A 24,029-nucleotide genomic window follows, 5' to 3' on the forward strand; every position below is an offset into this window, starting at 1 on the left:
GAACCTGCCATGGCACTACCCCTGCTCGAAGATCACCGTGACCTGGCGGAAGCGGTAGCCGCATTCGCGAACCGCTTCGGTGGAATCGCCGATACCCGGAGCAACGTCAAGAGGTACGCCGCCGGTGATCGGCCGGACTCGTGGGATGGGTTGGTCCGTCAGGGCCTGCACGCAGTGCACCTGCCGGAGCAGTACGGCGGTGACGGGGCGGGTCTTGCCGAACTTGCAGTGGTAGTCGAGCAATTGGGTGATGCGCTCTATCCGGGACCGTACGTTCCGACGGTCATCGCGAGCGGCATTCTCGCAACAGCTGCGGGCCCGGCTGCGGAAACAATGCTGACCGAATTGGCCGCCGGTGCAACCGGAGCAGTCTGCACCGGAACGAGATTGCGCGCGGCTCGCAGCGACGCTGGGTGGACAGTGAGCGGTTCTGCCGACCCAGCTCTAGGTCTGCCCGGAGCTGATGTCGTTCTCGTGCGGGCGAACAGCGAAGACGGCGAGTTGTGGTTCCGGCTCGAACCGTCGACTTCCGCTGCGGTGGTGATCGAAGACGGGGTGGATCTGACACGGTCGATCGGAACACTGACGTTGACCGATCACCAGGTCGAGGCTGGGCTGATCGTCGACGGCCTCCAGGCGCACCGAGTCGAACTGATCGTCAACACGGTGTTGGCTGCGGAGGCGAGCGGTATCGCCGGGTGGGCGCTACGGACCGCAGTCGACTATGTGAAGTCCCGGCAGCAGTTCGGCCGTCCGGTCGGAAGCTTCCAGGCAGTTCAGCACAAGGCGGCCATGATGTTGGTCCGCTCCGAGATTGCCTGTGCCGCAGCGTGGGACGCCGCTCGATCCGAAGAGCACGACGAGGATCAGCAGAAACTTGTCTCGGCTCAAGCTGCGTTGGCCGCTTTGCCCGTCGGCATCGAGAACGCCCTCGAATGTGTAACTTTGCTCGGCGGAATCGGATTCACTTGGGAGCATGACGCGCATCTGTACTGGCGCCGGGCGATCAGTATCGCGGCAGTGGCGGGTTCCGAGGTGAAGTGGGCACACACATTGGGAGACCGGTCCGCCGATTCGGAACGGGATTTCTCCTTTGTCGACCCGGAAATGCTGCCGGAGTTACGAGAGCAGGTTCGGAGGGTTCTGGACGAGGTTGCGCTGCTGCCTGACGACGGAACCACCAGCGCGAGTTGGGCGCCGGCCAAGGGGAGCGCTCGACGCGCCCGATTTGCCGACGCCAAACTGGTTGCCCCGCACTATCGGGCGCCGTACGGGCTGGGAGCGGGACCGAGGGAACAGGCCGTCATCGCACATGAATTCGCGATGCGAGGTTGGGCTCAACCGTCCACGGTGATCGGGGAATGGGTGCTGCCCACGATTCTCGAACACGGCAACGCCGAGCAGCAGGACAGGTTCGTCGAGCCTTCGCTGCGTGCCGACATCATCTGGTGCCAGCTGTTCAGTGAGCCGGGCGCGGGATCAGACCTGGCCGGTCTGAGCACGAAAGCGCGCAAGGTCGACGGTGGCTGGGTCCTGTCAGGTCAGAAAGTGTGGAACTCGGGTGCGCACGAGGCAGATTGGGGAGTATGCCTGGCGCGTTCCGACGCGGACGCTCCGAAACATCGTGGGCTGTCGTACTTCCTGGTCGACATGACCTCGAAGGGCATCGACGTACGCCCGCTGAAGCAAGCCACCGGTAAGTCGGAGTTCAACGAGGTATTCCTCGACGACGTCTTCGTGCCGGACGACTGCCTGGTGGCCGAACCTGGGCAAGGGTGGAAACTGGCTGCGACAACGCTGTCCAACGAACGCTTGAGCATGGGCAGCACGCTGCACCACGGTTCGAGTCGACTGTTCCGTCAGGTGATTGCCGACGCGAGCCACGACTGCCCCCGCGAAGATGCAGTGGAAGGCCTCGGCCGCAGTATCTCTCGTGAGTTGGCACTGTCCGCGATGAATCTGCGCGGAGTGTCGGCGCGACTGGCGGGTCAGGAACCGGGCGCCGAGATCAGCGTGTCGAAGGTGTACAACGCCCTGGCGCAGCGCGAGGGCTCGCGGGACCTGTTGCGACTGCTCGGACCGCGCGCCGCAGTTGTCGACCCGTCGGCGAGTTACGCGATAGACCACATCGGACTTCCCTCGATTCTGTTCGGCGGCGGAACCGTCGAAATCCAACTCAACGTCATCGCGCAGCGCGTACTCGGCCTGCCGCGTTCGTAGATCTTAGGAGCTTCACCATGTACTTGGATTTGTCGGAGGAGTCGAAGACTCTGCGCAAGGAATTGCGCGCATACTTCGCAGAGATCATCAACGACGAAGACCGCCGTGCTCTCGTGGATCAGACCGAAGGCGGCCCCGTCTTCGATCGCATCCTGCGCCGGATGGGTAAAGACGGTTGGCTGGGCTTGGGGTGGCCGGAGGAATTCGGCGGTCGGGGTGAGAACCCCGAAGCTCTGTATGTGTTCTACGATGAGGTGATTCGCGCGAATGCGCCGCTGTCACTGGTCACGCTGAACACCGTCGGACCCGCTCTGATCAAGCACGGGACGCAAGCTCAGAAGGACTTCTTCCTGCGTCCGATCCTGGCGGGTGAATTGATCTTTGCCATCGGCTACACCGAACCCAATGCGGGCACCGATCTCGCGGCACTCGAAACACGCGCCCGCATCGAGGGCGACGAGCTTGTCATCAACGGCAACAAGATCTTCACCAGCGCCGGTGTGTTTGCCGACTGGGTCTGGCTTGCCGTTCGCACCGATCCTGACGCGCCGACGCATCAGGGCATTTCCGTGGTCCTGGTACCGACCAATTCGCCGGGGTTCTCGGTCACCGAAATTCACACCGTGGGCGGAATCAGCACTTCGGCAACCTATTACGAAGATGTTCGGGTGCCGATCAGCAATGTCATCGGTGAGCTCAATCAGGGGTGGAAGCTCATCACCAACCAGCTCAACCACGAACGTGTTGCCCTGGCAGCACGCGGCGGCATCGCCAACGAGCTCTTCGCCGAGGTGGTCGAGTGGGCAAAGACAGAACCCGCCGGTGACGGCCACGTCTACGACATCGGCTGGGTACGTGAGAAATTGGCGGAAGTCTACGCGCTGCTCAGCGCCGCCGACCTGATGAACCTGCGACTGGTGGCGGACGTCGCCGCCAACACCTTGGGCGGCGGGGATTCGGCCGCGGCCAAGATCTTCGGTACCGAAGCCGTCGTCAGTGCGTACGGCATGCTGCAGGAAGTGCTGGGTGCCAAAGGCTTACTGCGCCCCGGTACACCCGGAGCGGTACTGGAAGGGCGGGTCGAGAACCTGGGTCGGCGCGCCCAGAACAACACCTTCGGTGGTGGTACCAACGAAGTGATGCGTGAAATTGTCGCCGCAAAATGCCTGGGCATGGCGCTTGCTGCGCGTCGCCGGCCCGCTGCACAGAACGAAAAGAGCTGACATGGAATTCGAATTCGACGACAACTTGTCCGCCGTGCGGGATCTGAGTGAATCGATCTTCTCGGCGAAGTGCGGAGTGGACCGACTGCGGGAAGTGGAGAGCACCAGCGGTTTCGACGCCGAACTGTGGAAGCTCCTCGCCGACTCCGACGTTCTGGGAATCGCTCTGCCGGAAGAGGTCGGGGGAGCAGGACTCGGAATGCTCGGCCTGGCTGCGGTGCTCGAACAACAGGGCCGCCGGGTCGCCCAGGTGCCGCTCTGGTCGGTGTTTTCCACGGCGGCGCTGCCGATTTCCGAGTTCGGCAGCACGGAGCAGAAAGCGTCGTGGCTTCCGGGACTGCTCGACGGCTCGGTGATCGTCACCGGCGCATTCGACACCGGCTACAACGCCGAGACGGCGGTTCGCGCCGAACCGGCGCCTGACGGTTGGGTTCTGTCAGGCCACGTCGACTCCGTGCCTGCCGCGGAGTTCGCGGCCGCGCTGGTCGTTCCGGTGACGATGCCGGACGGCAGTGTCAGCGTCATGATCGTGCCCACGGACCGGGACGCGCTGGTGCGTACACCGCTTGCGGTGACCAACCGCGAGAGCAACAGCGCTGTGCAGTTCGACGGGGTTGCGGTTACTGCAGCTGACGCACTTCCCGCAGACGGCGCGGTGGTTCGAGACTGGACGTTGCGGCGTGCACGGGTGGCTCTTGCGGCCCTGGCTACCGGCGTCTGCGAGGAAGCGCTGGCGATGACGGCGAAATACACCTCCGAGCGAGTGCAATTCGGTCGTCCACTCTCGACCAACCAGGCAGTTGCCGTCCGGGCCGCCGACGCGTACCTCGACACCGAGAGCACAAGGTTGACCACGCACCGCGCTGCCTGGCTGATGGACAGCGGAGTCGAGAGTGAAGCGGAAGCAGCGGCGCTGGTCGCCAAATGGTGGGCGTCGCGCGGCGGCCTGCGTGTGGTGCACGCGACCCAGCACCTGCACGGCGGAATCGGCGCGGACGTCGACTACCCGATTCACCGCTATTTCCTGTGGGGACGGCAGATCGCCTTCACCTTGGGGAGCGCGGGGGCGATAGGCGCCGAACTCGCCGATCAGTTGGAAATCCGAGCCCAGATCGGGGCGTCGGCGTGAATATCTGAGACGACAGGTTGCAGTCACGGGCAGCGCGTCGGCAATCATCGCGCTACTCTGCCCTTCGTGAATCGCACCAGTTCGTTCATCCGGCCGTTGGTTCCGCGGGATCCGCACGAGCCGCATCGGGTGGCGACGCCGCTCGAGCTGCTCACCGACCTCTGCTTCGTCGTGGCGGTCGCTCAAGCGGCCACCGGTCTGCACCACGCGATCAGCGAAGGGCACGCGGCTTCGGGCGTCGGGCACTTCGCGATGGCATTCTTCGCGATCTGGTGGACGTGGCTGAACTTCACGTGGTTTGCCTCGGCCTACGACAACGACGACGGCATTGCGCGACTTCTGACGATCTTCCAGATTCTGGGCGCGCTGGTACTGGCAGCCGGGATTCCGCGCTTCTTCGACAACGATCCTCTGCTGATTATTCTCGGCTACGTCATCATGCGAATAGCCCTGGTGATTCAATGGGTTCGAGTGTCGAGGAATGATCCCGAACACGCACTGACCGCACGCAGATACGCCCTTGGCATCGTCCTGGTTCAACTTGGGTGGATCGGCTTCTACTTCGTGCCGACGGCAATCTACGTTCCGACGTTCTTGTTCCTGGTGCTGTGTGAATTTGCCGTGCCGGTGTGGTCGGAGAAGCCCGGAGTGACGCCCTGGCACCCGCACCACATCGCGGAACGATACTCACTGTTCTTCATCATCGTTCTCGGCGAAACGATTCTGTCCACCACCGTCGCGATTCAGGACGCGGTGTCCGGTGAACATCCGGCGGCCAAAGTGGCGTACGTCGTGGTCGGCGGAATCCTGATCGTCTTCAGCCTGTGGTGGCTGTACTTTCAGCGAAACGCCGGCGACGCTCTCAGCGGCGACAACGTCTCGCCCTTCGTCTGGGGTTTCGGGCACTACTTCATCTTTGCCGCCGCCGCTGCCATCGGTGCCGGATTGGCTTCCCGCGTCGACTATTGGACCGGCCACGCCGAAGGCAGTGCCTTGGTGACCGGTGCCGCCGTCACGGTGCCGGTTGCCGTCATCCTGGCGGCACTGTGGTGTATTCACATCCGCTTGCACGATTCCTCGACGCGAACCCTCGTGCCATTCGGCGTGGCCATTGCGGTGATCGTCGGCGGCACTTTCACCGCCGTCCCGGAATTGGTGGCCGGTCTGGCGTGCGCTGCGCTGCTGGCAGTGGAATTGGTTCTCACTGAGGGAACGAAGGGTACTGCCGCGTGCTGATCGCCAGGCGTGTTTTCGAAATGACGACCAAAGTTGGGCCGCCGGTCCAGTCTCGCGTCGTCGAAAATCCAGATCCCAGGCACAGATCCAGATTCCCGACGACGCGCTGCAAACCAAGTCGTAGTGGGTCCGTCCATCGACCTCCTGCCGTTCCCGCCATCCTCGGAGTTCAGCTGCAGGGACTACTCGACTTTGTCGAGGTCGACTCCCTTGGTCTCGCGGCTTGCCAAGAGTGCGATCACGGTGATCGACATCGTGGTCACCAGGTAACCCACGACCATGCCTACGCCGTGGTTCTCGATGAGCCAGATGGCGATGAACGGGGCAGGTGCACCGGCGATGATCGACGAACCTTGGAAAACCAGCGAGGAGCCGGCATAGCGATAGCGGGTCGGGAACAACTCGGTGATCCAGGCTGCTTCCGGGCCGGCGAGCATGCCGTGGAACAGTGCTCCGACGCACACACCGAGCCACAGCATCGGAAGGCTCTCGAGTTGGACAAGCCAGAAGAAGACTGGAGCCCACATCATGAGGACGACAGCGGGCACGAGCATTGCGAGGCGTCGGCCGACCCGGTCGGACCACGCTCCGCCCCCGATCATGCCAACGAACTGGAACACCGAGGCGAAGGTAACTGCCATGATGACGTTGCCGCGCTCGAAGTCGAAATATGTTGTGGCGTAAGCAATGACAAAGATCGTGTAAACGTAGAAAGCGATGTTTTCGCCGATGCGCATACCGAGGCCGATGAGCACCGTGCCCGGTCGTGACAACGCTTCGAGAATGCTCGAGCGGTTCTCCTGCTGTGGCGCCTTTGCAGCTTGCTCCTGTGCGGCCTTGAACACAGGCGATTCCTCAACGCCGCGGCGCACCCAGAAGCCGATGACGAGCAGCGGGATCGCGAACAGAAAGGCGATGCGCCAACCCCATTGGTCGAACGCCTCGTCCGGGACTGCGAATACGAGGATCGATACCACGACGGTGGCCAGCACCGTACCCATCGGTGCACCGGCCTGCGGCCACGAGGCCCAGAAACCGCGACGCTTGGGTTCGCCGTACTCACTGACCAGCAGCACTGCGGCACCGAACTCGCCGCCGAGCGCGAAGCCCTGGATCATGCGTAGGACTACCAACCCGACAGTGGCCCAGATGCCCACCTGTTCGTAGGTGGGCAGCAAGCCGATCGCGGCAGTCGCCGTACCCAGCAGAATGAAGGTGGTCACCAGCATCGGCTTGCGGCCGTACTTGTCGCCGAGGTGCCCGAATACGATGCCGCCGAGCGGCCGGGCGACGAAGCCCAGGCCCTGGGTGGCGAGTGCGAGCAGCAGCTTCGCAACGCCGCTGTCGCCCGGGAAGAAAAGCGGCCCCAGTACGGTTGCGGCGAGGATGCCGTAGATCGCGAAGTCATACCACTCGAGAACGGCACCAGCCATGCTGCCGGTCAGTACGCGCTTGAAACTACTGCGGGGGACGGCGTCGCTGGCGGGAGGCTCTTCCAGGTCGGAGACCTGGGCTTTCTGTGATCCCATGAGGATCCTTTCGGGTCGGGAAGAAATGGGGGAAAGATGGGTCAGAGGGCGAGGGAGATCTTCTGTCCGCAGGCGCGCGAGCAGCAGGTCATCATCGATTTATTCTGAGCGCGTTCGGTTTTCGTGAGCACCATGTCGCGGTGATCCACCTCGCCGTCGAGGACGGGGGCCTCGCACGATCCGCACAGGCCTTCCTCGCAATCGCTCGGGATGTCGATATTGGAGGCACGCAACGCGTCGAGGACGGTCTGATCGGCGGCGACCTGGATTGTCAGACCGGAGTCACGGAGTTCAACCTCGAACGCGTGCTCGTTGGACGGGTCGAGTGTCGCGAGCGTGGAGGTGAAATGCTCGACGTGCAGCGAGTCTTCGGGCCAGTGCGCAGTAGCCTCCCCGAGCGCGGCGAGCAGTCGTTCAGGACCACAGGAGTAGATCTGAGTGTGTGCCGTCGCAGTGGAGAACACTGTCGTGATGTCGAGGCGGTTGCCCGCGGCGCTGGAATGCACGACAAGGCGGTCGCTGTGATCGGCATTCAGCCTGTCGAGCATCGCCATCGTGGCGACACTGCTTCCGCAGTAATGGATCTCGTAATCCTTGCCCACGGCCTTGGCATGATCGGCCATCGTCACGATCGGCGTGATTCCGATGCCGCCTGCTACGAAGACGTAGCGCTCGGCAGCCGGATCGAGCTTGAAATGGTTGCGGGGCCCACGCATCTTGAGGGTGTGGCCGGTTTCGAGAGTGTGGTGCACGTACCGTGAGCCGCCCCGACTCTCGGGCTCTTCGCGCACGGCGATCTCGTAGCGGGACAGATCGTGAGAGTTGCCGCAGAGCGAGTACTGCCGCGTCAGATCGCCGAGATCGATGTCGATATGCGCGCCTGGCGTCCACTTCGGAAGTGCTTTGCCGGAAGGATCGGAGAGTGTCACCATGACCACGCCGTCGGCGGCGGGAGTGATCGCGTCCACCCGCACCGTGCGCGAGATATTGGTCTTGGACGGCTCACCGATCTTCACGGGCTGTGTTCGCGTGAGAATCGAAGCATCGCGGAGTTCCGGGTTCGCATCCGGATTCCACTGTACCCAAACATGATCGGGTCCTCTGAATGAGGTGTTCGGTAGGTAGGTGAACTCCTGATCGGGGACCAGTTCCAGGTGTGGGAGTCGTGTGGTGATCTCCTCGAGGAAGATCTGCATCTCCATACGAGCTAGGTTCTTGCCCATGCACTGATGGCTGCCGTAGCCGAAAGTGAGGTGATCGCTCGAGTTCTCGCGGCGAATGTCGAACTCGTCTCCGCTCTCGAAATGGCGGTCGTCGCGGTTTGCGGACGATGTGACGATCAGGAGCTTGGCACCCTTCGGGATGTCGATGCCGCCGATTCGGGTGTCGGCAGTGGCCAGTCGGCGCCACGCGGCAACTGAGCCTGAGTGCCGCAGGCACTCCTCGACGGCGTTCGCGATCAGACTGGGATCCTCGCAGATCTCCTGCCACACGCTCCGGTTTTCGAGCAGCAAGCGGAATGCGTTGGCTGACGCGTTGGCGGTGGTCTCATGGGCGGCAACGATTCCCGCCATCATCATCGAGTGCAGATAGGAGTCGGTGACGACCTCCGGTTGTTCCTTCTGGACGCGGAGACCGTACGGCATCCAGCCGTGGCCGGAGGGATCCTTGCGCATCTTTTCGAGCACAGTGCCTGCGTACTGCCAGAATTTGCCTACGGCTTCGGCGACCGCGACCTGTTCCTCGGGTGCGGGTCGTCCCCAGGTGTTGACGGTGTGCGCGATCGAGTACTTGCGAAGGTCGTCCATGTCCTCCTCCGGCACGCCGAGGAAGTGCAGCGCGACGGTGAGCGGGACCTCCCACAGCATTTCGTCGACGAGGTCGACCTTGCCTGAGTCCACGAAGCGGTCGACGTACTCGCGGACGAGGCGACGAACCATCGGCTCGTGGTGCACGAGTTCCGCCGGTGTGAACGGATCCATCAATGCGCGGCGACGCGGCATGTGCGCGGGCTCGTCTTCGTTCACCAGGGTGCGCGACATCGCATAGTCGTACTTGGCGAGGGTGGCGGTGGCTTCCTCCGAGACAGGGGTGATCTTCTCCAGTGCGACGGACGGCGAGAACAGGATGTTATCGCGGAAGACGGCCTTGACGTCCGAATAACGGGTGACGACCCAGTAGCCGATCTCGGGACTGAAGAACACGGGCTCCTCGTCACGCGACCAGCGCAGCGACGCAGCGGGATCCACCTGGTAGTCGCCGCCGAAGGGATTGAAGTCGGCTGCCTTTCCGGATACCGGACATCCCGAGTTAAGAGCCGCATGATCGATCGGGCATCCGTTCATGACTTCTGACATCTCTATAAACCGTCCTGAACTGTGAAGTTACTAATAGCGCACATAGTGTGCCTTGAGCGCACTTTGCACAGGGTAAGGGAGGTCACATTCAAAGGTCAAGATGGCTGAAAAACACAGTCGGGCGAAGATTTCGCCGACGGAACGATCAGGCAGAAATGAGGCGTTCGAGTTCTCGCGCCGTGGTCATCACGGCTTGGGCAGCGAGTTCGGTGTCGAGACCGTTGATCGCCACGACGCCGACGCTGCGCTCGAGGTTCGTAGCCGCTCCGAGCTTCTCCGGCAGTGCAATCCCGGACGCAATGCCGATGGCGCCGTGCTCGAGTTGCCCCAAAGTCAGGCTGTATCCGTCCTTGCGCGCCTGTTTGACCTCTTCGGAATCAGATGCAGCTTCGGGGCGCAGGGCCAATATCGCGATCCCGGCGGCACCCTTGTCGAGGGGGTGCCGCGTGCCGGTTCTGTATCCCACCCGGATGAGTGTGTCTTCGGGTTCGGCGACCATCAGTACAACGCAATCCTGGCCTTGCGCAACGGATATGAAGGCGGTTGCGCGCGTGGAGTTTGCCAGTGAGTGGAGTAGGGACTGCCCGTCCCGGTTGAGCTGTGGCTCGAAGCAAGAACCAAGAACCGCGGCTCCGACACCAAGTCGAATTCGTCCGTCCTCGATCCGAGCGACCAGCGAATGTGCTTCGAGTGTCGAAACGATGCGATAGCAGATGGCCCGGTGCACGTCGAGCTCACGAGCAAGGTCCGCAACCGAAATCCCGGCCGGGAACTGAGCAATGATGTCGAGCGCACGCAGCCCACGATCCAGAGTTTGCAGGGTACTCATTGGCGTCCTGTTCGTGGGCGGGCGGTCCGTGTCCGACTTTGCGTTGCCAGAGATCAGCGAATCGCGAGCCGCTCCTTGCGGAGCTTGTCGACCTCGGGCAGATGCAGGGGTTCGAGCTCGTTGACGCCCAAGGCCCGCATGAGCAGGAGGTCCGCGAGTTCCGGATTCCGGGCCAAGGCGGGTCCGTGCATGTACGTCCCGATCACCGAACCCTGCACGACGCCTTCGAATCCGTCACCGACGCCGTTTCCGACACCATGGGTGACACGTGCGAATCCAGAGGCTGAGCTACCCAGAGTTGTTCCGCCGCGGTGATTCTCGAAACCTGAGAGAGGCGCGGTGAGCCCGTCGATCAAGGGCTTCGTGATGACCTCGCCGATGGAACGCTTCTCCTGCGGAGAGGTCGTGACGTCGAGCATCGAGACACCGTCGACGCGTTCGCCGCTGGAGGTTTCGTACCAGTTGCCGAGCACCTGAATGGCAGCGCAGATCGCCAGAACCGGTGCGCCGCGCTCGGCGGCGCGTTGCAGGCCAGGGTATTTCGCGAGATGGCGCGTTGCGAGTCGCTGAGCGGAATCCTCGGCGCCACCCAATGTGTACACGTCGAGCGAGTCGGGGACCGGATCGCTCAAGGTGATGTCCACGATTTCGGCGTCGTACCCGCGCATCCGCAGACGCTGACGCAGGATCAGGGCATTGCCGCCGTCGCCGTAGGTGCCCATGACGTCGGGGAGAACCAGTCCGATGCGAATTGTCGAGTCAGACATTGCGAGACTCCTTCGCGATGGCGGTGTTGAGATCACGGAAGGCTGTGTAGTTCGCCAGTACCTCCACGCGTCCGGGAGGGCAGGAAGCGATGGCGCGCAACGGATCCGGATCGAGGGTGTGCTCGACGCCTGCGTACGTGAGGCGAACGGCGAGATCGGTTCCGCGTTCGCCGGCGGCCACTACCTTGACGCCTTCGAAGTGCTCGAACTTCACGTCCCACAGCCAGGAGAGGTCCTCGCCGTCCGGCACCTGACCGTTCACCGCGATCACCAGTCCGTCCACCGTGGGATCGATCATCGACAGCGCTTCCTGCCAACCGGCGGGATTCTTCGCGAGCAGCATGTGGACGGAGTGCGGTCCGACCTCGACGGTGCTGTAGCGGCCGGCGACTTCCTGGACCGTCGACGCGGCGGCAACTGCCCCGACCGGATCTGCGCCCAAAGCAGCCGCAGCAGCTACGGCCTGAGCGGCGTTACCGCGGTTGGCTTTTCCGGGGAGAGTCAACGTCATCGGAATCTTCAGGCCGTCGGGGCCGTAGAGATTGTCGTCGTCGAGCCACCAGGTCGGCTCGGGCCGCGCGAAGTCGGAACCGGTACTGCGCCAGTGCTTTCCCTCCCACACAATGGGTTCGCCGGTGCGCGGGCAGCTGACGGAATCGCCGGCCCAGCCGCCGCCGGCAGCAACCCACACGACGTTGGTGGCGTCGTATGCCACGGAGGTGACCAGTACATCATCGCAGTTGGCGACGATCACCGCGTTCGGATGCGCATTGACGCACGCGCGGAGCTTCCGCTCGATCATGTTGATCTCGCCGACCCGGTCGAGCTGATCGCGGCTGAGATTGAGCAGCACGATCACTTCCGGATTCACGGCGTCGGCTACGTGGGGGACGTGCAGTTCGTCGACCTCGAGTGCTGCCAGCGTTGCGTCCGTACGCGCGGCCAGAGCGGCCACGATCCCGGCATCCATGTTGGCGCCGTCGGCCTGCGTGGCGACGTCACCGAGTGTCGCGAGCGCTGCGGCGGTCATACGCGTGGTCGTCGACTTGCCGTTGGTGCCCGTGACCACGACGGTGCGCTTGCCGCGTCCGAGCTGAGTCATGAGCGTCGGGTCGATCTTGAGGGCGATCAACCCGCCGATCATCGAACCCTTGCCGCGACCGGCCTTCTGCGATGCCCAAGATGCTGCTGCGGCAGCTCGCATGGCGAGCTTTCCGCGCACTGTGATCGATAGTCCAGTTCCCACGGCCCGAGTTTGGCACAGGGCATCGTCAGACGCCGAGTCGCGCCGGTGGTGAGGCTGCAGGTGTGTCCGAGAAAACAGTGTTCGCGGGCTTGCGCCTCATCTGTGCGGCACTCGCTCCGGCGATCACGATGACTGCCCCGACCAGGGACAACGGGCTCGGATCCTCGTGCAGGAACAGCCAGGATGCGCCGATTCCCACTACCGGTACCAGCAAGGAGAGCGGCGCCACCATGCCGGCGGGATAGCGGCCCATGAGCATCGTCCAGAGCCCGGATCCGGCGATGGTGCCGAGCAGAATGATGTAGGCCAGCCCGACCAGTGACGGCCAGGCGTCGGCGCTGAACGCGGTGCCGAGCGCGTGCCATCCGACGGTGGGGCCTTCGACCGCCGCTGACAGGGCGAGCATCGGCAACGGCGGGATGACGCACATCCACAGCATCAAGCGCATCGGTGCGGGCTCGCCGACGGTGTTCGCCGCGGCCAAGCGGCTGCCGAGATTGCCGAACGCCCAGGACAGGCCGCCGAGGAGCGTGAGGATCACGGGCAGCAGTGCCGCGTGGTGTGAACGGTCCCAGCCGATCAACGACATACCGGCTACGGCGACGGCGATCCCGGAGACCTGCCAGACGCTGAGCTTCTCGCGGAGTAGGAACGCGCCGAGGACGACGGTGAACGGCGCGGACGACTGCAGGACCAGTGATGCGAGACCCGTCGGCATCCCCGAATGCATCGCCCAGAAGAGGAAGACGAACTGGCCGAATCCGAAACCGAATCCGTAGAGCAGCAACCAACGGAGCGGTACCTGCGGACGCGGCACGAAGATGACCACCGGAATCGCGATGATCAGGAACCGCAGCGCCGCGAAGAAGAACGGCGGGAAATGATCCAGGCCGACGCGAATGGCCAGGAAGTTCAGACCCCACAAGACGATCACGGTCAGGCCGAGGAGACGGTCGCGGGGAGTCATGACGTTAATCGTGAGCCGTACGAAGCATCAGAACAAGCGAATATAGATGCACTATCCATGTAGTTTTGCTACATGGATATTCGTCACCGTATGGATGCCACGCGCTTGCGGATCCTCCGCGAGCTCGCCGACCGAAGAACCGTCGGCGCTACTGCTCTCGCTCTCTCGATGACACCGTCCGCCGTCTCGCAACAACTCAAGATCCTCGGCCGAGAGGCGGGGGTCTCGCTCCTCGAACCGGACGGGCGCACGCTGCGCCTCACCGACGCTGGTCGAGCGCTGGTGCTCCGCGCCGACGACGTGGTGGCGGCGCTCGACCGGGCAGCGGACGAGATGGCGTCGTACCGAGGCTCGCCGCGCGGCAAGGTGCGAGTCGCGTTCTTTCCCTCCGGAGCAGCTCTCCTGCTGCCCGGCGTCCTGACGGCGCTGAAGAACTCGGACGTGGACATCGACGCCCACGACGTCGACAAACCGGCGTCGGCCGTCCCTGGACTGTTGGCCGATCACGACGTGATCCTCACTCACCGTGACGAACGCGGCGCCGAGACCTCGTTTCCCCGGGTCAGCGTGCAACCGCTGATGCGTGAACCGATCGATCTGGTGCTGCGGCCTGATCATCCACTCGCCGAGCAGGATTCGGTCCGGTTGGAACAATTGGCCGACGAGAACTGGATCAGCGTGCGCGGCGGGTTTCCGGTCGACGACGTTCTGTTGTCCGTTGCATCCGTCACCGGGGTCCAACCTCGAGTCGCTCATCGGATAAACGATTTCCGAGTTATCGAAGAGTTGGTGGCGGCGGGCCACGGTGTGGCTTTGATGCCGCGTTACGCGATCACACATCCTGGAGTGTCGAGGAAACCGGTGGCAGGCGTGCGCGCTGCACGCGTTTATGAATTGGCAACTCGATTACACATCGACCGCAGCCCGGCAATCGGAGTGGTTCTCGACGCTTTTCGCGACGTCGCCCGGGCGGTCGGTGAATGAACGGCTGTTGGTGAATGAACGGCTGTCGGTGCATGAACGGCGGATGGTGAATGAATACAAAACGGGAGCGACACGATTAGTGTCGCTCCCGTTTCGGTAGTGCAATCCTCACTGATTAGTGAGGGCCTGAATCAGGCGAGGGCCTTGGCCTTCAGCGCTGCGAATTCTTCTTCGCTGATGGTGCCGGCGTCGAGAAGCGCCTTTGCATCTGCGATGGACTCGGCCGGGGACTTTCCGGCAACCTCACGGATGTAGCTGTCCTGTGCATTCTTGACCTGCTGAGCAGCCTCCATGGAGCGCTGGGCCATTCCGTCGCTTCGGACGATCAGATAGACGAGCGAGGTGAGCAGCGGAATGAAGAACAGGAAGACGATCCAGATTGCCTTCACCCAGCCGGAAGTCTTGTGATCACGGAATAGGTCGGTGATGATCGAGAAGAGCAGGATCAGGTACGCGATGAACGCGAAGCTGATGATGATCAGCCAGAGGAAGTCCCAAAAGGAATCCATTGTCGAGCCCCATTTCACAAGTCGGATTTGTCTGAGGTGACTATCTCACGTGCCGAGGTCGGCTGCATCATCCTCGATGGGTGAATCCTGTTTGTTAACTTCGCTAAGCGACTCTTTCGGGACCTATGTCATGCCGAACCGAAAACACGGACCGAAGAACTTCTGTGCCGTGAAAACAACCCTGGTCTCACCCGAAAATCGGGTGAGACCAGGGTTTGTTGAAGAGCCGGGTTCGTATTGCGTGAGTGTCAGCTCGCGCGGTTCACTGCCGAAACCACGGCGCGCAGCGACGCCGTCGTGATCGACGTGGCGATACCCACACCCCAGACGACGGTGCTCTGACCGTCCGGGCCAGTCACTGCGCACTCGACGTAGGCCGCCGCTTGGGCGTCGTCGCCGGCGGACATTGCGTGCTCGGAGTAGTCGAGGACACGAACGTCGAAGTTGATGCTTCCCAGCGCGTCGACGAAGGCAGCGAGCGGGCCGTTACCGGTTCCCGAGATCTCCTGCTCCTTGCCGTTCACCTTGACGATGGCGGTGATGGCGTCGGTGCCGCCGTCCTCCTCGGAGGCGGTGACCTTCTGCTTCATGCGCTCGAGCGGGGTGACGGGGGCGAGGTACTCCTCGTGGAAGACGTCCCACATTTCCTTCGGCGAGACCTCGCCGCCTTCGCCGTCGGTGATCTTCTGGACCGACTGCGAGAACTCGACCTGCAGACGACGCGGCAGCACCAGACCGTGATCGGCCTTCATGATGTACGCGACGCCGCCCTTGCCGGACTGCGAGTTCACGCGGATGACGGCCTCGTAGCTGCGGCCGACGTCCTTGGGGTCGATCGGCAGGTAGGGGACCTGCCAGAGAATGTCGTCGACGTCCGAGTCCTGGTTGTCGGCGTCGACCTTCATGGCGTCGAGGCCCTTGTTGATGGCGTCCTGGTGGCTGCCGGAGAACGCGGTGTAGACCAGGTCGCCGCCGTACGGATGACGCTCGTGGACGGGCAGTTGGTTGCAGTACTCGACCGTGCGACGGATCTCGTCGATGTTCGAGAAATCGATCTGCGGGTCGACGCCGCGCGTGAACATGTTCAGAGCGAGGGTGACCAGGCAGACGTTGCCGGTGCGCTCGCCGTTGCCGAACAGGCAGCCTTCGATGCGGTCCGCGCCGGCCTGGTAGCCCAGCTCGGCTGCAGCGACGCCGGTGCCGCGGTCGTTGTGGGGGTGCAGCGACAGGATGACCGAATCGCGGCGGGCCAGGTTGCGGTGCATCCACTCGATGGAGTCGGCGTACACGTTGGGTGTCGCCATCTCGACGGTGGCGGGCAGGTTCAGGATGACCGGGTTGGCAGGCGTCGCACCCAGGGTTTCGGTGACGGCGTCACATACTTCCTTGGCGTACTCGAGCTCGGTGCCGGTGTAGGACTCGGGCGAGTATTCCCAGCGCCAGTTGGTGTCCGGGTACTTCTTCGACTCGGCCAGGACCAGTTCGGCGGCGTCGGTGGCGATCTTCTTGATCGTGTCCTTGTCGGCGCGGAACACGACGCGGCGCTGCAGGATCGAGGTGGAGTTGTAGAAGTGCACGATCGCGTTCTCGGCACCTTCGCACGCCTCGAATGTGCGCTTGATCAGTTCGGGACGCGACTGCGTCAGCACCTGGATGGTGACATCGGACGGGATCGCGCCGTCTTCGATGATCTCGCGAACGAAGTCGAAGTCGGTCTGGCTCGCGGACGGGAATCCGACCTCGATCTCCTTGTAGCCCATACGGACCAGGAGATCGAACATACGACGCTTGCGCGCCGGGCTCATCGGATCGATCAGCGCCTGGTTGCCGTCGCGCAGGTCAACGGCACACCACTGGGGTGCTCGGTCGATGATCTTGTCCGGCCAGGTGCGGTCGGGCAGCGTGACCGTCTCGACCTCTTCGGCGAACGGGCGGTAGCGGAACGTCGGCATCGACGAGTTCTTCTGCGTGTTCCACGCAGGCTGGTCGGAAGGTGCCGGCTTCGTGGGCGGGGTAATGGTGCGAGTGCCGGTGGTGAATGCGTCAGCGGGGGACATTGGTGTGATCTCCAGGATTGTGGACCTGGCCTGATGACCTGTTGGTCAAGACCATGAGTCCGGAAGGCTTGGTCGACCGGCGCACAAAAACCCCGCGGCGGGAGGCCAGTCTGGATCAGACCCCGTCGCGGCAACCAAGAAGGAGTGCGCGCTGCATGCACAGCACTCTACTCCTGGATTTCGCGAGAAATCGGTGGGGTTCGCCCTCATGTCCAATTTGTCGCCGAATTGTGCTGCCGTTTCGGCCTCGAAAATGGTGGACTGTCGTCCATGGATCCCCGAATCGCCGTGGCGAGCACGTACCTCGACGCGCTCCGTAGCCACGATGGCAGTTCCGTACCGCTGGCTCCGGACGCGGTACGTCACGGGGTCGGGTTGAAGACCGGATTTTCGGGGAATCATTTGCGGCGCAGCCTTTCCGGAGGTCCTCAGTATCGCGTGATCCGCGACATTCGTGAGGTGGAGTGGACGGTCGACGGGGACGACCTGACGGCTGACTACCTCCTTGACGCCGGGTTGTTCGGGCGCAACCTGATGACCGTTCGGGTTACCGAGACCTTCCGGATACCCGCTGACGATCACCGCATTCACCACATCACCGCGAAGATTCGACCGGCGCGCGCCAAGCACACGTGATGCGCTCGATCCGCTGGATCGTCTGTTCACTGCTGATCGTTCTCGCTGGTCTCGGTTTTGCCGGCTCGGTGCTCGCGCTGTTCGTCCACACCCAGGTGAACGACACCGACAGCTATGTCGAGTCCGTTGCCCCGCTGGCTGCCGACCCCGCTGTCCAATCGGCGGTCGTTGATCGGCTGACCGAGGAATTGACGCAGCGGTTGGACGGGTTTCCGCAGGTGGTGACGAGACAGGCCGAGAGACTTGTTCGTGAGGCCGCTCAGTCGTTGGTCTCGAGCGACCAGTTTGCGACGCTCTGGACCGCGGCCAACCGTCGAGCGCACGCGCAACTTGCCGCGATGGTGACCGGCCGAGCCGCCGACGGCATAGTTCGGGCCGACGAAAGCGGAACGGTCACCGTCTCCCTCGAACCGGTCATGACGGAACTGAGGACGAACCTGCGCGATCGCGGATTCACCGTGATCGATCGCCTCCCGGCGCTCGATCCGCAGTTCGAGATCCTGCAATCCGACGAGTTGGTGCGGGCCCAGGATTTCTCGAACACTCTCGACCGAGCAGCAGCCTGGTTGCCGTGGGCGTCGGTGGCCTGCGCGATTGCGGCCGTCGTAGTTGCACCGGGGCGAATGCGCGCGCTGTCCCTGGTCGGGCTGGCGACGGCGGTGGCGATGATCGCCCTGCTGGTGGCGCTGGCCGTCGTGCGCCGGGTCTATTTACAGAATTCAGACATACCGTCGTCCGAGGCGGCTGTGGCGGTGTACGACGCGCTGGCAGTTTCCCTGGTCAGCAGTATCCGCGTGCTTCTCGCCTGCGGAGTTGCCGTCGCGGTGGTCGGTTACGTTGCCGGTGGTTCGCGTTCTGCGACGTTGATGCGAGCGCGGATCTCGCAACTGATCCCGCGCGGATCTGAGGCGAACAGCAGTACGCATCGGGAAGTCCCAGGACCACCTCGGTAAGCTCGACCTCTGGTATCTGTAAACAATTTCGACCTGGAGGTAGAAACGCGTGGCTCTCGTCGTCCAGAAGTACGGCGGATCCTCGGTGGCAACCGCCGAGCGCATCCGACGAGTCGCTGAACGGATCGTCGAGACCAAGAAGGCCGGCAATGATGTCGTCGTCGTGGTGTCAGCGATGGGCGATACCACCGATGAGCTGCTCGACCTGGCTCAGCAGGTGTGCCCTTCCCCGCCGGCCCGTGAAATGGACATGCTGCTGACCTCGGGTGAGCGCATCTCCAACTCCTTGGTAGCGATGGCAATTCACTCCCTCGGCGCCGAAGCTCGTTCGTTCTCGGGCTCACAAGCCGGAGTCATCACGACCGGCAGCCACGGAAACGCCAAGATCATCGACGTCACGCCGGGCCGTGTTCGCACCGCCCTCGACGAAGGCTCGATCGTTCTGGTCGCCGGATTCCAAGGCGTCAGCCAGGACAGCAAGGACATCACGACGCTCGGACGCGGTGGCTCCGACACCACCGCCGTGGCGTTGGCAGCTGCACTCAACGCTGACGTCTGCGAGATCTACACCGACGTCGACGGCGTCTTCTCCGCCGATCCTCGCATCGTCCCCGACGCTCACCGCCTCGAGACGGTTTCCTTCGAGGAAATGCTCGAACTCGCAGCGTGTGGTGCCAAGGTGCTCATGCTCCGGTGCGTCGAGTACGCCCGTCGTTACAACGTGCCTGTGCACGTCCGTTCGTCATACACCACCAAGCCCGGAACAATCGTGTCCGGATCGATGGAGGACATTCCTGTGGAAGAGGCCCTGATCACCGGAGTCGCGCACGATCGCGGCGAAGCCAAGATCACCGTTGTCGGATTGCCGGACACACCGGGACATGCTGCCAAGGTGTTCCGCGCTGTCTCCGATGCCGAGATCAACATCGACATGGTGCTGCAGAACATCTCCAAGGTGGAGACCAACAAGACGGACATCACCTTCACGCTGCCGACCGCCGACGGCCCCCGCGCCGTCGAGATCCTGACCAAGCGTCAGGAAGACATCGGCTTCACACAGATCTTGTTCGACGACCACATCGGCAAGGTTTCCCTGGTCGGTGCCGGAATGCGGAGCCACCCGGGCGTCACGGCCACGTTCTGTGAGGCCCTGGCCAAGGCCGACATCAACATCGATCTCATCTCGACCTCCGAGATTCGCATCTCCGTGCTGGTCAAGGACACCGAACTCGACGACGCCGTGCGCGTTATCCACGCCGCTTTCGGTCTCGGCGGCGACGAAGAAGCTGTAGTACACGCAGGAACAGGACGGTAATTTCTGATGACAACAATCGCTGTTGTCGGTGCGACCGGTCAGGTCGGCATCGTCATGCGCACTCTGCTCGAAGAACGTAACTTCCCCGCGGACAAGGTGCGGTTCTTTGCATCGGCACGCTCCGCCGGTAAGAAGCTGACGTTCCGCGGCGAAGAGATCGTTGTCGAGGATGCCGAAGCAACGTCCGACGAGGATCTGAAGGGCATCGACATCGCCCTCTTCTCCGCCGGTGCGACGCTGTCTCGTGCGCAGGCTCCGCGCTTTGCCGCGGCCGGTGCGACGGTTGTCGACAACTCTTCCGCATGGCGCAAGGATCCCGAGGTTCCCCTCGTGGTCAGCGAGGTCAACCCGCAGGACACGAAGAACCTGGTCAAGGGCATCATCGCGAACCCCAACTGCACCACCATGGCAGCGATGCCGGTGCTCAAGGTTCTGCACGACGAAGCCGGTCTGCAGCGTCTGATCGTCTCCAGCTACCAGGCTGTGTCCGGTAGCGGCATCGCCGGCGTCGAGGAACTCCTCGGCCAGGTGCGCGCCGTTGTCGGTGACGCCGAGAAGCTGGTTCACGACGGCAGCGCCGTCGACTTCCCGGCTCCGAACAACTACGTCGCCCCCATCGCGTTCAACGTCCTGCCGCTGGCAGGTTCGCTGGTCGACGACGGAAGCGGCGAGACCGACGAGGATCAGAAGCTCCGTAACGAGAGCCGCAAGATCCTCGGACTTCCTGATCTGCTGGTTTCGGGCACCTGCGTGCGCGTTCCCGTCGTGACCGGACACTCGCTCGCGATCAACGCAGAGTTCGCGAACCCGCTCTCGGTCGCTCGTGCGAAGGAAATCCTCGCCGACGCTCCCGGAGTGGAGTTGGTCGAGGTTCCGACGCCGCTGGCCGCTGCCGGCGGCAACGCGTCTCTGGTCGGTCGTATCCGTCAGGATCCGGGTGTCCCGGAGGGACGCGGACTCGCGCTCTTCGTTTCGGGTGACAACCTCCGTAAGGGCGCCGCTCTCAACACGATTCAGATTGCCGAGCTGTTGGTCGGCTAGATCTTTCCTTCGGTACCGGCCCCGCACCTAGGTGTGGGGCCGGTGTCGTTTCAGCAGGAGCTCTAGTCGAGTTCGGAAATGGCGACCAGGTCGCCGAGGTACTCGGCATCCGAATACGCTTTGGCGAGAAGCACTCCGAGTTCACCAAGAGCTTCGTTGTCGCTGCCGTACGCAACAAACATGCCGGCTTCGGGATCGGTGCCGAAGCGGCCCTCCAGATGCGGTGCATCGCGGCCTACCACCGCATGGGCCACCGACGCCCAGTCGTAACCGGAGCCTTCGAAACCCTCTACCTGCTCGAATACCGCTGCCACCTTGCCGAAGTGCTGGTCGGTGAGCATCAGTGACCAGTTGCCCGGGGACGTTTCGAAAAGCTGTAGCGGTTCGATCGATGGTGATGTCATGCGTGTATTGAAGCAGATCCGACCGACAGGTTTCAGTGGTCTGCTAACGCCCGACCGACTGAGCGAGCGCAACGGCAAAGCTGGAAAGGCGTTCTCGGGTATAGGTTTCGGGGTCGCTGACGGCCAGTCGTCCGAGCATTTCGGCAAACGACATCATGGTGTGTGCGAGGAGAACCGGATCAAGGCCTTCGAGCTTCGGTTCGAGGGCAATCCCGGCACGCGCCAGTTCTTCGGCGCGGGCGAAGACAGCTCCGCGAGAGAGCTTCAGCAAGCCGTGATACTCGCTGGGGGCGTTCTCGACAGACGTCAGAATCAGGCGCCAGCGCGTCGGGTTCTCCAGTACGGCGTCGACGAAGGCGCCAACGGTTCCGGTGTATGACGCCGCTGGGCCGAGTTCGCTCAGATCCGTCGGCATGGTTTCGAGCACCTGAGCGATGGCTCGCTCGTGCTCGCGGCGCAGGAGTGCGGCGACGAGATCGGTCCTGGTATCGAAAATCGTGTAAAGGACGGGCTTGCCGACGCCGGCTTCGGCAGCGACGGATTCCATGCTGAGGTTGTGCAGGCCTACTCGGCCGGTGACCTCGAATGCTGCGTCGAGCAACTGTTCGCGTCGTTGCTCGGGCGCCATGCGAGGGGCGTATTTGCGTCGCGGTGTATCCGTTGTGTCAGCTTGTGACCTGGTCATCGTGTGCCTCACCTCCGCTCCCACCCTAATCTGCCTGCCAATTCTTCGTGAATCATACGCAACCGTTGTATTCGTCGTCATCAATTGTTACGGTGGCGTTGTATTCGAAGAGGCGGTCAGTGAGGCGCCTCTGCCGAGATCTCTAGGAGAACAACCGCGATGACAGCGTCGACCTCTTTAGTGCCGAATGATCTGTTGCTCCATCCCTCCACTTACGATCGGCCGGAATTCGACGCGACCACGCGGAGACTGCTGGGCGCGACCGTCGACTGGTTCGAGGCGCGTGGAAAGAATCGACTTCTGGCCGACTATCACGACAAGACCTTTTACTCCGACTTCCTCGACTTCGCGGCAAAGGAAGGCCTGTTCGCGACTTTCCTGACCCCCGCCCGCGACAGCGGCGGTGACTCCGACAAGCGCTGGGATACCAGCCGTATCGCCGCGCTGTCCGAGATCCTCGGTTTCTACGGACTCAACTACTGGTACCCGTGGCAGGTGACCATTCTCGGCCTCGGGCCGGTGTGGCAGAGCGACAACGAGAAGGCAAGGGCGCGAGCAGCTTCCGCTTTGGCTTCCGGAGGCGTTGCGGCATTCGGATTGTCCGAGAAAGAGCACGGCGCCGACGTCTACTCCACCGACATGGTCTTGACGCCGAACGGCAGCGGCGGGTACCTGGCCAGCGGTTCGAAGTACTACATCGGAAATGGCAACTGCGCCAACACGGTCTCTGTCTTCGGTCGTGTCGACGGAGTGGAGGGCGCCGATCAGTACGTCTTCTTCTACGCCGACTCGGACCATCCGGCATTCACCGTGGTGAAGAACATCGTTCCGGCGCAGATGTACGTAGCGGAGTTCTCACTCGCCGAATATCCCGTTGTGGCAGAGGATATCCTGCATACCGGCGAGGCAGCATTCAGTGCCGCACTCAACACCGTGAACATCGGAAAATTCAACCTGTGCTTCGGCGGAATCGGTATGTCGACTCATGCCTTGTACGAGACGATTACCCACGCGCACAATCGAATCCTGTTTGGCAATCCCGTCACGGCGTTCCCACACGTACGACGTGAATTCGTCGACGCGTACGCGCGCCTGCTGGCGATGAGGCTCTTCTCGGATCGTGCGGTGGACTACTTCCGCACCGCATCGCCCGAGGACCGCCGCTACCTCTTGTTCAATCCTGTCACCAAGATGAAGGTGACAACCGAGGCACAGAAGGTGATCGGACTGCTCTCCGACATCGCTGCGGCAAAGGGCTTCGAGAAGGACAGCTACCTCGCGGTGGCCAAGATGGATGTCGACGGGTTGCCCAAGCTCGAGGGGACCGTCGCCGTCAATCTCGCCCTGATCGCCAAGTTCATGCCGGCGTACCTCTTTGCCCCCGAGTCGTTTCCGGCGATTCCGACGCGTAACGACGCAGCCGACGACGAGTTCCTGTTCCGTCAGGGCCCGGCGCGGGGGTTGTCCAAGGTTCGATTCGACGACTGGCGAGCGGTGTACGCGAAGTTTGCGGATGTTCCCAACGTCGCACTGTTCGTGGAGCAGGCCGAAGCTCTCGTGACCCTCCTTGCCGAAGCTGCACCGGATGCGGCGCAGCAGGTCGACTTGGACTTCGGCCTGGCGATCACCGAACTCTTCACCCTCGTCGTCTACGGCCAGTTGATCCTCGAACAAGCCGAGATCTTGGGATTGGACGAGGGGCAGCGGAGCGATGGGGTGCTGGATCAGATCTTCGACGTCCTGGTCCGCGACTTCAGTGCTGCAGCGGTGGAGTTGTACGGAAAACCCAGCGCCAGTGAAGATCAGCAGCGGTTGGCTCTCGCATCTATTCGGCGCCCCAAATTCGCGGCCGAGCGATTCGAGTACGTCTGGCAGCAAGTAGTCGCCTTGTCTGGTGCCTACGAAATGAACGGTGCAGGGTCAACGAACGGGGAGGAATGAA

At 62.8% G+C, this 24,029-nt stretch carries 20 protein-coding genes; 10 read left to right on the plus strand and 10 right to left on the minus strand.

What is annotated here, in order from left to right; all coding sequences use genetic code 11:
• Nucleotides 1–9 precede the first annotated feature (9 nt).
• The 4 genes from GJB56_RS24450 (at nt 10) to GJB56_RS24465 (ending at nt 5,808) form a co-directional block, all read left to right on the plus strand.
• Nucleotides 10–2,220 carry an acyl-CoA dehydrogenase gene (locus GJB56_RS24450; protein WP_060939253.1) on the plus strand — a complete coding sequence of 737 codons (2,211 nt, stop codon included), beginning with the start codon at nt 10–12 and terminating at the stop codon, nt 2,218–2,220.
• Nucleotides 2,221–2,237: 17 nt separating this feature from the next.
• Nucleotides 2,238–3,443, plus strand: coding sequence for an acyl-CoA dehydrogenase family protein (locus GJB56_RS24455; RefSeq protein WP_060939252.1), 1,206 nt, complete (start codon nt 2,238–2,240; stop codon nt 3,441–3,443).
• Between the two features lies 1 nt (nt 3,444).
• Nucleotides 3,445–4,572: an acyl-CoA dehydrogenase family protein gene (locus GJB56_RS24460; protein ID WP_113683515.1), complete on the plus strand. Its 1,128-nt coding sequence runs from the start codon at nt 3,445–3,447 to the stop codon at nt 4,570–4,572.
• Nucleotides 4,573–4,638: 66 nt separating this feature from the next.
• A complete protein-coding gene (locus GJB56_RS24465; RefSeq protein ID WP_113683516.1) occupies nt 4,639–5,808 on the plus strand; it encodes a low temperature requirement protein A in 1,170 nt (389 codons plus the stop codon).
• Nucleotides 5,809–5,990: 182 nt separating this feature from the next.
• Here the strand turns inward: GJB56_RS24465 and GJB56_RS24470 are convergent, their stop codons facing one another.
• The 6 genes from GJB56_RS24470 to GJB56_RS24495 form a co-directional block, all read right to left on the minus strand.
• A complete protein-coding gene (locus GJB56_RS24470) occupies nt 5,991–7,337 on the minus strand; it encodes an MFS transporter (RefSeq protein WP_113683517.1) in 1,347 nt (448 codons plus the stop codon).
• A gap of 41 nt (nt 7,338–7,378) precedes the next feature.
• Nucleotides 7,379–9,682: a cytochrome P450/oxidoreductase gene (locus GJB56_RS24475; protein WP_113683561.1), complete on the minus strand. Its 2,304-nt coding sequence runs from the start codon at nt 9,680–9,682 to the stop codon at nt 7,379–7,381.
• 157 nt (nt 9,683–9,839) lie between these two features.
• Nucleotides 9,840–10,523, minus strand: coding sequence for an IclR family transcriptional regulator (locus tag GJB56_RS24480; protein WP_113683518.1), 684 nt, complete (start codon nt 10,521–10,523; stop codon nt 9,840–9,842).
• 53 nt (nt 10,524–10,576) lie between these two features.
• The gene (locus tag GJB56_RS24485) at nt 10,577–11,290 is read right to left on the minus strand and encodes a type 1 glutamine amidotransferase (RefSeq protein WP_019746560.1); all 714 of its coding nucleotides are present in this window, start codon (nt 11,288–11,290) and stop codon (nt 10,577–10,579) included.
• Nucleotides 11,283–12,536: a Mur ligase family protein gene (locus GJB56_RS24490; RefSeq protein WP_021332917.1), complete on the minus strand. Its 1,254-nt coding sequence runs from the start codon at nt 12,534–12,536 to the stop codon at nt 11,283–11,285. Before GJB56_RS24490 ends, GJB56_RS24485 begins: the two co-directional genes overlap by 8 nt.
• A 25-nt stretch (nt 12,537–12,561) precedes the next feature.
• The gene (locus tag GJB56_RS24495) at nt 12,562–13,503 is read right to left on the minus strand and encodes an EamA family transporter (RefSeq protein WP_113683519.1); all 942 of its coding nucleotides are present in this window, start codon (nt 13,501–13,503) and stop codon (nt 12,562–12,564) included.
• A 90-nt stretch (nt 13,504–13,593) separates the two neighbouring features.
• Between GJB56_RS24495 and GJB56_RS24500 the strand changes: the two genes are divergently transcribed.
• The gene (locus tag GJB56_RS24500) at nt 13,594–14,487 is read left to right on the plus strand and encodes a LysR family transcriptional regulator (RefSeq protein WP_069147130.1); all 894 of its coding nucleotides are present in this window, start codon (nt 13,594–13,596) and stop codon (nt 14,485–14,487) included.
• 131 nt (nt 14,488–14,618) lie between these two features.
• Here the strand turns inward: GJB56_RS24500 and GJB56_RS24505 are convergent, their stop codons facing one another.
• Nucleotides 14,619–14,996, minus strand: coding sequence for an SHOCT domain-containing protein (locus tag GJB56_RS24505; protein ID WP_020968226.1), 378 nt, complete (start codon nt 14,994–14,996; stop codon nt 14,619–14,621).
• 248 nt (nt 14,997–15,244) lie between these two features.
• Nucleotides 15,245–17,053: a 2-isopropylmalate synthase gene (gene leuA, locus GJB56_RS24510; protein WP_019746565.1), complete on the minus strand. Its 1,809-nt coding sequence runs from the start codon at nt 17,051–17,053 to the stop codon at nt 15,245–15,247.
• A 270-nt stretch (nt 17,054–17,323) separates the two neighbouring features.
• Here leuA and GJB56_RS24515 point away from each other — a divergent pair, with 270 nt between their 5' ends.
• The 4 genes from GJB56_RS24515 to GJB56_RS24530 are packed head-to-tail and all read left to right on the plus strand — an operon-like array spanning nt 17,324 to nt 20,998.
• Nucleotides 17,324–17,689, plus strand: a complete 366-nt coding sequence (locus GJB56_RS24515; RefSeq protein WP_113683520.1) for a hypothetical protein — start codon at nt 17,324–17,326, stop codon at nt 17,687–17,689.
• Nucleotides 17,689–18,642, plus strand: a complete 954-nt coding sequence (locus GJB56_RS24520; protein WP_021342645.1) for a hypothetical protein — start codon at nt 17,689–17,691, stop codon at nt 18,640–18,642. Before GJB56_RS24515 ends, GJB56_RS24520 begins: the two co-directional genes overlap by 1 nt.
• Nucleotides 18,643–18,691: 49 nt before the next feature.
• Nucleotides 18,692–19,957, plus strand: a complete 1,266-nt coding sequence (locus GJB56_RS24525) for an aspartate kinase (protein ID WP_019746567.1) — start codon at nt 18,692–18,694, stop codon at nt 19,955–19,957.
• A gap of 6 nt (nt 19,958–19,963) precedes the next feature.
• On the plus strand, nt 19,964–20,998 hold the full coding sequence (locus tag GJB56_RS24530) for an aspartate-semialdehyde dehydrogenase (protein ID WP_019746568.1): 1,035 nt from the start codon (nt 19,964–19,966) through the stop codon (nt 20,996–20,998).
• Between the two features lie 62 nt (nt 20,999–21,060).
• On the opposite strand, the gene GJB56_RS24535 is transcribed toward GJB56_RS24530, so the two are convergent.
• Nucleotides 21,061–21,402, minus strand: coding sequence for an Imm51 family immunity protein (locus GJB56_RS24535; RefSeq protein ID WP_069147132.1), 342 nt, complete (start codon nt 21,400–21,402; stop codon nt 21,061–21,063).
• Between the two features lie 43 nt (nt 21,403–21,445).
• Entirely contained in the window at nt 21,446–22,087 is a 642-nt protein-coding gene (locus GJB56_RS24540) for a TetR/AcrR family transcriptional regulator (protein WP_113683562.1), read from the minus strand.
• A gap of 159 nt (nt 22,088–22,246) precedes the next feature.
• Between GJB56_RS24540 and GJB56_RS24545 the strand changes: the two genes are divergently transcribed.
• A complete protein-coding gene (locus GJB56_RS24545) occupies nt 22,247–24,028 on the plus strand; it encodes an acyl-CoA dehydrogenase (protein ID WP_162793429.1) in 1,782 nt (593 codons plus the stop codon).
• The last annotated feature ends 1 nt before the right edge of the window (nt 24,029 follow it).

Source organism: Rhodococcus sp. AQ5-07, from assembly GCF_009707305.1.
GTDB lineage: Bacteria > Actinomycetota > Actinomycetes > Mycobacteriales > Mycobacteriaceae > Rhodococcus_F > Rhodococcus_F erythropolis.

Coding starts and splice junctions, on each gene's coding strand:
- GJB56_RS24535 (WP_069147132.1), bottom strand. CDS start 21,402: ATGACATCACCATCGATCGAACCGCTACAGCTTTTCGAAACGTCCCCG.
- GJB56_RS24450 (WP_060939253.1), top strand. CDS start 10: ATGGCACTACCCCTGCTCGAAGATCACCGTGACCTGGCGGAAGCGGTA.
- GJB56_RS24485 (WP_019746560.1), bottom strand. CDS start 11,290: ATGTCTGACTCGACAATTCGCATCGGACTGGTTCTCCCCGACGTCATG.
- GJB56_RS24475 (WP_113683561.1), bottom strand. CDS start 9,682: ATGAACGGATGCCCGATCGATCATGCGGCTCTTAACTCGGGATGTCCG.
- GJB56_RS24520 (WP_021342645.1), top strand. CDS start 17,689: ATGCGCTCGATCCGCTGGATCGTCTGTTCACTGCTGATCGTTCTCGCT.
- GJB56_RS24540 (WP_113683562.1), bottom strand. CDS start 22,087: ATGACCAGGTCACAAGCTGACACAACGGATACACCGCGACGCAAATAC.
- GJB56_RS24455 (WP_060939252.1), top strand. CDS start 2,238: ATGTACTTGGATTTGTCGGAGGAGTCGAAGACTCTGCGCAAGGAATTG.
- GJB56_RS24530 (WP_019746568.1), top strand. CDS start 19,964: ATGACAACAATCGCTGTTGTCGGTGCGACCGGTCAGGTCGGCATCGTC.
- GJB56_RS24500 (WP_069147130.1), top strand. CDS start 13,594: ATGGATGCCACGCGCTTGCGGATCCTCCGCGAGCTCGCCGACCGAAGA.
- GJB56_RS24470 (WP_113683517.1), bottom strand. CDS start 7,337: ATGGGATCACAGAAAGCCCAGGTCTCCGACCTGGAAGAGCCTCCCGCC.
- GJB56_RS24545 (WP_162793429.1), top strand. CDS start 22,247: ATGACAGCGTCGACCTCTTTAGTGCCGAATGATCTGTTGCTCCATCCC.
- GJB56_RS24505 (WP_020968226.1), bottom strand. CDS start 14,996: ATGGATTCCTTTTGGGACTTCCTCTGGCTGATCATCATCAGCTTCGCG.
- leuA (WP_019746565.1), bottom strand. CDS start 17,053: ATGTCCCCCGCTGACGCATTCACCACCGGCACTCGCACCATTACCCCG.
- GJB56_RS24515 (WP_113683520.1), top strand. CDS start 17,324: ATGGATCCCCGAATCGCCGTGGCGAGCACGTACCTCGACGCGCTCCGT.
- GJB56_RS24460 (WP_113683515.1), top strand. CDS start 3,445: ATGGAATTCGAATTCGACGACAACTTGTCCGCCGTGCGGGATCTGAGT.
- GJB56_RS24480 (WP_113683518.1), bottom strand. CDS start 10,523: ATGAGTACCCTGCAAACTCTGGATCGTGGGCTGCGTGCGCTCGACATC.
- GJB56_RS24495 (WP_113683519.1), bottom strand. CDS start 13,503: ATGACTCCCCGCGACCGTCTCCTCGGCCTGACCGTGATCGTCTTGTGG.